This window comes from Kineococcus vitellinus (assembly GCF_009906315.1).
Taxonomy (GTDB): Bacteria; Actinomycetota; Actinomycetes; order Actinomycetales; family Kineococcaceae; genus Kineococcus; species Kineococcus vitellinus.
The window spans coordinates 1-6528 of the sequence record NZ_JAAALL010000254.1 but is presented as its reverse complement, the minus strand read 5'-3'; the positions used below and the strand labels follow the sequence as shown (position 1 = coordinate 6528).

At 76.7% G+C, this 6528-nt stretch carries 8 protein-coding genes; 6 read left to right on the top strand and 2 right to left on the bottom strand.

The features are described from left to right. The first annotated feature begins 297 nt into the window (after nt 1–297). Nucleotides 298–798 carry a transcriptional regulator NrdR gene (gene nrdR / locus GTQ99_RS18120; RefSeq protein ID WP_166617122.1) on the top strand — a complete coding sequence of 167 codons (501 nt, stop codon included), beginning with the start codon at nt 298–300 and terminating at the stop codon, nt 796–798. 59 nt (nt 799–857) lie between these two features. Next, complete coding sequence (locus GTQ99_RS18115; protein WP_166617121.1) at nt 858–1763, top strand: proteasome assembly chaperone family protein; 906 nt, start codon at nt 858–860, stop codon at nt 1761–1763. 45 nt (nt 1764–1808) lie between these two features. Here the strand turns inward: GTQ99_RS18115 and GTQ99_RS18110 are convergent, their stop codons facing one another. After that, nucleotides 1809–2264 carry a pilus assembly protein CpaE gene (locus GTQ99_RS18110; RefSeq protein WP_166617120.1) on the bottom strand — a complete coding sequence of 152 codons (456 nt, stop codon included), beginning with the start codon at nt 2262–2264 and terminating at the stop codon, nt 1809–1811. Nucleotides 2265–2459: 195 nt separating this feature from the next. Here GTQ99_RS18110 and GTQ99_RS18105 point away from each other — a divergent pair, with 195 nt between their 5' ends. The 4 genes from GTQ99_RS18105 to GTQ99_RS18090 all read left to right on the top strand — a co-directional run bounded on the left by GTQ99_RS18105 (nt 2460) and on the right by GTQ99_RS18090 (nt 5519). After that, entirely contained in the window at nt 2460–2795 is a 336-nt protein-coding gene (locus GTQ99_RS18105; protein WP_166617119.1) for a TraR/DksA family transcriptional regulator, read from the top strand. A gap of 57 nt (nt 2796–2852) precedes the next feature. Next, entirely contained in the window at nt 2853–3527 is a 675-nt protein-coding gene (locus GTQ99_RS18100) for an NAD(P)H-binding protein (protein ID WP_166617118.1), read from the top strand. A gap of 85 nt (nt 3528–3612) precedes the next feature. Next, nucleotides 3613–4842, top strand: coding sequence for a phosphoglycerate dehydrogenase (gene serA, locus GTQ99_RS18095; RefSeq protein WP_166617117.1), 1230 nt, complete (start codon nt 3613–3615; stop codon nt 4840–4842). 8 nt (nt 4843–4850) lie between these two features. Continuing rightward, complete coding sequence (locus GTQ99_RS18090) at nt 4851–5519, top strand: metallophosphoesterase family protein (protein ID WP_338075088.1); 669 nt, start codon at nt 4851–4853, stop codon at nt 5517–5519. Here the strand turns inward: GTQ99_RS18090 and GTQ99_RS18085 are convergent. Next, nucleotides 5456–6528 (bottom strand): MsnO8 family LLM class oxidoreductase (locus tag GTQ99_RS18085; RefSeq protein ID WP_338075087.1); only part of this gene is annotated, 1073 nt, incomplete at its 5' end. The two genes, GTQ99_RS18090 and GTQ99_RS18085, sit on opposite strands and share 64 nt — an antisense overlap.

Genomic DNA, 6528 nt, shown 5'->3' with positions numbered 1-6528 from the left:
CTCTCGGAGATCGCCGCCGACGTCGCCCCGCACGAGGACTGGCGCGAGGTCGCCGCGCGCATCGCCGACGTCAACGACCTGCCCACGATGCTGGTGCGCGCCGGCCAGCGGCTGACCCTGCCGACCCTGTCGACCCGCGGCTGAGCCGGCCGTGCCCCCGGTCCGCACCCGCCCGTGCCGGCCGGGGACCGGGAGGACGACGCGCGCGACGGCGCGCCGCTTGCCCGGCGTGTCGCTCTCGACGTACCGTCCACCCTGGACCACATCTGTCGGTCGGATCCGGGGGAGGACGTCGGGGTGCACTGCCCGTTCTGTCGGCACGAGGACTCGCGCGTGGTCGACTCGCGCACGACCGACGACGGAAGCTCCATCCGGCGCCGGCGCCAGTGCCCGAACTGCTCCAAGCGGTTCACCACCGTCGAGACGGCCAGCCTGACGGTCACCAAGCGCTCGGGCGCCTCGGAGCCGTTCAGCCGGGCCAAGATCGCCAGCGGGGTCCGCAAGGCCTGCCAGGGGCGGCCGGTGAGCGAGGACGACATCGCTCTGCTGGCGCACCGCGTCGAGGAGGCCGTGCGCGCCCAGGGCGCCGCCGAGATCGACGCGCACCAGGTGGGGCTGGCGACGCTGCCGTTCCTGCAGGAGCTCGACGAGGTCGCCTACCTGCGCTTCGCCTCCGTCTACCAGGCGTTCGACTCCCTGGACGACTTCGAGAAGGCCATCGAGCGGCTGCGCACCGAGCGCGAGGCCGCCCTCGCAGCGCTCGCGGAGGGGAACCGGCCGCTGCCCGCCCGCGGCTGACCCGCCTGCGCCCGGCGGCTCGGGCCGCCGAGCGCGCCGGCGGCGGGGATGATGTCCCCATGCTGGATCCCGCATCCCTGTACTCCTACGAGGGTGAGCGCCCGGTGCTCGTGGAGCCGCCGCTCGTGGTCGCGCTGTCCGGCTTCGTCGACGCCGGCAGCGCGGTCCGCCTGGCGGTGGAGCACCTGCTGGACAGCCGCGAGCACGAGGTCGTGGCCACCTTCGACGTCGACCAGCTGCACGACTACCGCGCCCGGCGCCCCACCATGACCTTCAGCGGCACCAGCTGGAGCGACTACGAGCCCCCCCGCCTGCAGCTGCACCGCGTGCACGACGAGGAGGGCTCCTCGCTGCTGCTGCTCACCGGCCCGGAACCGGACGTGCAGTGGGAGCGCTTCACCGCCGCCGTCTGGCAGCTGGCCGACGACCTCGGCGTCGGCCTGACCATCGTGCTCAACGCCGCCCCGACGGCCGTGCCGCACACCCGTCCCAGCGGGGTGACCGCCAGCGCGAGCCGCCCGGAGCTGCTCGAGGGGTACCGCACCTGGGACGTCGAGGCCCAGGTGCCCGGGCACGCGGGGGCGCTGCTGGCGCTGCGCGGCGCGCAGGCCGGTCGCGACGTGCTCTCGGTGCTCGCCCACGTGCCGCACTACCTGGCCGGCAACGAGTACCCCGACGCCGCGGCCGTCCTCGTGCGCACCCTCTCCGGGGCCACCGGCGTCGCGGCCTCGGTGCAGGAGCTGCTGGAGGCCGCCTCGCGCACGCGCGTGGAGGTCGACGCCCAGGTGGCGGACTCCCCGGAGGCCGCGGCGGTGGTGCGCGCCCTGGAGGAGCAGTACGACGCCTCCGGCGACGCCGGCCGGGGGACGGAGGCGGGCAGCGCCTTCCTGCCCACGGCCGACGAGCTGGGGGAGGAGTTCGAGCGGTTCCTGGCCGGACAGGAGGAGGACCCCGGCACGCCGTGAGGTGCTGAGCCGCTCCCGGGCCGGGAGCGGCTCGGGGGTCCGGGCTCAGGCGCCGGCCGTGGCCCCGGCGCTGCCGCTGGTGCCGCCGCGGGCGCCGGAGAGGTGGTGCAGCAGGGCGCGCCCGTAGGCGTCGGAGGGGTCCGCGGCCTCGAAGGCGTCCGCGCCGTGCTCGTCGAGCAGCAGCACCCGGTGCACGACGGCCTCGCCGACGTCGCGCCGCTCCAGCCGGGTGAAGCGCTCCCCGAGCAGCTCGCGCAGCTGGTGCTCGGCCGGCAGCCAGCACGCCTCCGGCTGGTCCACGGAGTCCAGCGCCCACTCGGTGGTGCCGTTGAAGCCGATGATCCGGCCGCTGGGGTGGTCGTGGACCTCCACGGTCATGTCGCTGAGCGTGAACACGTCGTCGTCCATGTCCCGGTGCGGGATGACGAAGCGGTCGCCGGAGGCCGGGTGCCACTCCAGGCCGGCGTCCTTCAGCTGCAGCGCGAGATCGACGGAGATCACCGCACCAGCATGGACCGGGGACCCCGTCCCCGCACCACCGCCCGCCGCCGCGGGCCGGGTCGGGCCGGGCGGTCGGGCGGGGCGGTCGGGGCGGCGCGGGCGATCTGCCACCCTGCCCCGTGGTGCCGCAGCGGCACCCGCAGGGTAGGAACGGACGAGCCCCGGCCGGGGCCCCGAGATCGAGGAGACACGCACATGGACACCGAGGTCGCGCGCGAGCGGTTGCTGCAGCTGCAGCAGGAGCTGCGCACCAGCATCGAGGAGACCACCTCCCGCATGGAGCGGGGCGTCTACTCCGACGACCCCGCCGGCGGGTCCGACTTCGGCGACCGCGGTGCGCACGAGCAGCAGGCCGCGGAGGACGAGGGGGTGCTCGACGGCGTCCGCCGCCGCCTGAACAGCGTCGAGGACGCGCTGCGGCGCATCGACGAGGGCACCTACGGGATCTCCGTGGTCTCCGGCGAGCCCATCCCCGAGGAGCGCCTGGAGGCGCTGCCGGACGCCGCCACCCTGGTCGGCGAGGAGCTCTAGGGGCACCGGGCCGCCGGTACGCGCGCGGGCGCGGGCGCGGGCGCCTACGGTCGCCACATGCGCATCGTCGTCGCCGGAGCCCACGGACAGGTCGCCCGACTGCTGGCGGCCCGCCTCACCGGTCGCGGGGACGAGGTCCTCGGGCTGGTCCGCAACCCCGCCCACGCGCCGGAGCTCACCGCCGCCGGGGTCTCCCCGCTCGTGCGCGACCTGGAGGCCGTCGCGGCGGGCGACCTCGCCGGCGACCTGCGCGGGGCCGACGCCGTCGTCTTCGCCGCGGGCGCCGGGCCGGGCAGCGGTGCGGCGCGCAAGGACAGCGTCGACCGCGCCGCGGCCGTGCTGCTGGCCGACGCCGCGCAGGCGGCGGGCGTGCCGGCGTACCTGCTCGTCTCCTCGTACGGCGTCGACGCGGTGCGCGGGGGCGCCACCCCGGAGGGGCTCGACGAGGTGTTCACGGCCTACCTGCGCGCCAAGCTCGCCGCCGAGGAGGACCTGCTGGCCCGCGAGGGGCTGCTGGTCTCGGTGCTGCGGCCGGGGGCGCTGACCGACGACGAGCCCACCGGCCGGGTGCTGCTGGCGCCGTCGGTGCCGGGCGGTGCGGTGCCGCGCGCCGACGTGGCGGCCGTGTGCGCCGGCCTGCTGGAGCGGCTGCACGCCGGGCCGGCGCCCGCGCGGGTGCTGGAGCTCGTCGGCGGCGGCACGCCCGTGGACGAGGCCGTCGCCGCGGTCTGAGCGGGCGGCGGGTGTGGTCCGCGCCACGTCCGCGGTGCGCCAGACTGGCCCCGCGAGAACCCGTCCGCTGGAAGCAGGAGGAGCCGTGCCCGCCCCCGACACCGCGCCGACCCGCAAGGGCCGTGCGCTGCTGCTGGAGAACATCCACGCCGACGCCGAGGCGCTGCTGTCCGAGGCCGGCTGGGAGGTCGAGACGGCGTCCGGGGCCCTCGACGAGGCGGAGCTGGTGGAGCGGCTGGCCGGGGTGTCCCTGCTGGGCATCCGCTCCCAGACCCAGGTGAGCGCGAAGGTCCTCGAGGCCTCGCCGGACCTGCGGGCGGTCGGCGCCTTCTGCATCGGCACCAACCAGATCGACCTGTTCGCCGCGGCCGCGCACGGCGTGGCGGTCTTCAACGCGCCCTACAGCAACACCCGCAGCGTCGTCGAGCTCGCGCTGGCGGAGATCATCGCGCTGACGCGCCGGCTGACGGTCAAGGACCGCGCCATGCACGAGGGCGTGTGGGACAAGTCCGCCACCGGCTCGCACGAGGTGCGCGGGCGTCGGCTGGGCATCGTCGGCTACGGCAACATCGGCTCGCAGCTGTCGGTGGTCGCCGAGGCGCTGGGCATGAGCGTCTTCTTCTACGACACCACCGACAAGCTGGCGCTGGGCAACGCGCGCCGCTGCGGCAGCCTGGGCGAGGTCCTGGAGATCGCCGACGTCGTGACGCTGCACGTGGACGGCCGCAGCTCCAACAGCGGCTTCTTCGGCCAGGAGGAGTTCTCCCGGATGCGGCCGGGCTCGATCTTCCTCAACCTCTCCCGCGGCTTCGTCGTCGACCACGCCGCGCTGCGCCGCCACGTGGAGTCCGGCCACATCGCCGGTGCCGCGATCGACGTCTTCCCCAGCGAGCCCAAGGGCAGCGGCCAGTCCTTCGACTCCGAGCTGCGCGGGCTGCCCAACGTCATCCTCACCCCGCACGTGGGGGGCTCGACCGAGGAGGCGCAGGAGGACATCGGCCGCTTCGTCGCCGCGAAGCTGCGCGACTACGCGCTGCACGGCGCGACGACGCTGTCGGTGAACCTGCCGGCGCTGGCGACGGAGACCGCGCCGGGCACGGTGCGGCTGGCCCACCTGCACCGCAACGTGCCCGGGGTGCTGGCGGCCATCAACGGGGTGCTGGCCGGCGCGGGCGTGAACATCGAGTCCCAGCAGCTGGCCACCCGCGGCGACCTCGGCTACGTCGTCACCGACATCGCGGCACCGGCCGCCGACGAGGTGGGGCGCCGGCTGCAGGAGCTGCCGGAGACCGTCCGGGTGCGCCAGCTCAGCTGAGGGGCCCCGTGGACCAGCCGCAGCAACACGCGTCGCCGCAGCCGGTGGAGCCGGTGGCGGGCGGCGTGCGCCTGCTGCTGCTGTCCGACACCCACCTGCCGCGGCGGGCCAAGGACCTCCCGGCGCCGGTGTGGGCGGCCGTGGAGGCCGCCGACGTCGTCGTGCACGCGGGGGACTGGTGCGACGAGGCGACGGTGCTCGCGCTGCGCGAGCGCTCCCGCCTGCTGGTGGGCGTGGCGGGCAACAACGACGGCCCGCCCGTGCGCCGGCACCTGGAGGAGCTCGCGCTGTTCGAGGCCGGCGGGGTGCGCTTCGGCGTGGTCCACGAGACCGGCGGGGCGCCCGGCCGCGAGCGCCGCTGCGACGCGCTGTACGCGCAGCGCTGCGACGTGCTGGTCTTCGGGCACAGCCACGTCCCGTGGGACTCCACGACCCCCTCGGGGCTGCGGCTGCTCAACCCCGGCTCGCCCACGGACCGCCGCCGGATGCCGACCTGCACCTACCTCACGGCGCTCGCCGCGGGCGGCCGGCTGCACGAGGTCGAGCTGCACCACCTGCCGCCGCGCGCGCCCGCCCGCGGCCGGCCGCCGGCCCGTCGCTCACGCCCGGTCGCTCACACCCCGTCGGCCGCACCCGCCGCGGCGGTCAGCCCCCAGGCGCCGGCCAGCAGCTCGTAGGAGCGCACCCGCTCGGCCGGGTCGTGCACCGCCGTGACGACCACCAGCTCGTCGGCCCCGCTGCGCCGCACCAGCTCCCGCAGCCGGGTGGCCACCTCCGCCGGGGTGCCGGCCACCAGCTGCTCGCGCGCGCGCCCGGCCAGGTTGCGCTCCAGCAGCGTCCAGCGGTGCTCGGCCGCCTCCTGCGGGCTGGGCAGCGGCCCGGGGCGCCCCTGCCGCAGCCGGGCCGTCGCCAGCAGGCTCGCCGCGGCCAGCTGCCCGGCGCGCTCGTCGCTGTCGGCCACGACGGCGGCCACGGCCAGCAGGGCGTGCGGGTGCGAGCGGCGCGCGGAGGGCCGGAACCGCTGCCGGTAGTCGCGCAGCACGGCGACGGGGTCGGCGCTGCCGAAGTGGCCCGCGTAGGCGTACCCGGTGCCCAGCGCGGCGGCCGTCCGCGCGCCGTGCTCGCTGGAGCCGAGGACCCACAGCGGCGGCAGCGGCACGTCCACCGGCGCCGCCGCGACCGAGGCGAACGGGTGGGTGGGTGCGAAGCCGTCGACGAAGCCGAGCAGCTGGGCGAACCGCTCGTCGAAGTCGTCCGCGGCCAGCGCCTCGCGCGAGCCGCGCAGCGCCAGCGCCGCGCGCGCGTCGGTGCCCGGTGCCCGCCCGAGGCCGAGGTCGATGCGGCCGGGGTGCAGCGCCTCCAGCGCCCGGAACGTCTCGGCCACCGCCAGCGGCGAGTGGTTGGGCAGCATGACCCCGCCGGCGCCGACCCGGATGCGCGAGGTCGTCGCGGCCACCGTCGCGATGAGCACGTGCGGGGAGGCGCTCGCGGTGCCGGGGGCGTTGTGGTGCTCGGCGACCCAGTAGCGGTGGTAGCCCAGGCGCTCGGCGGCCCGCGCCAGCTCCACGCTGGCGCGCAGCGCCGCCGGACCGCTCGACCCGGACGCCACCGGCGACAGGTCCAGCACGGACAGCGGCACCGGGCCGGGGGCGGGACCGGTCGCGGGCTCGGGCGCGGGACCGGTCC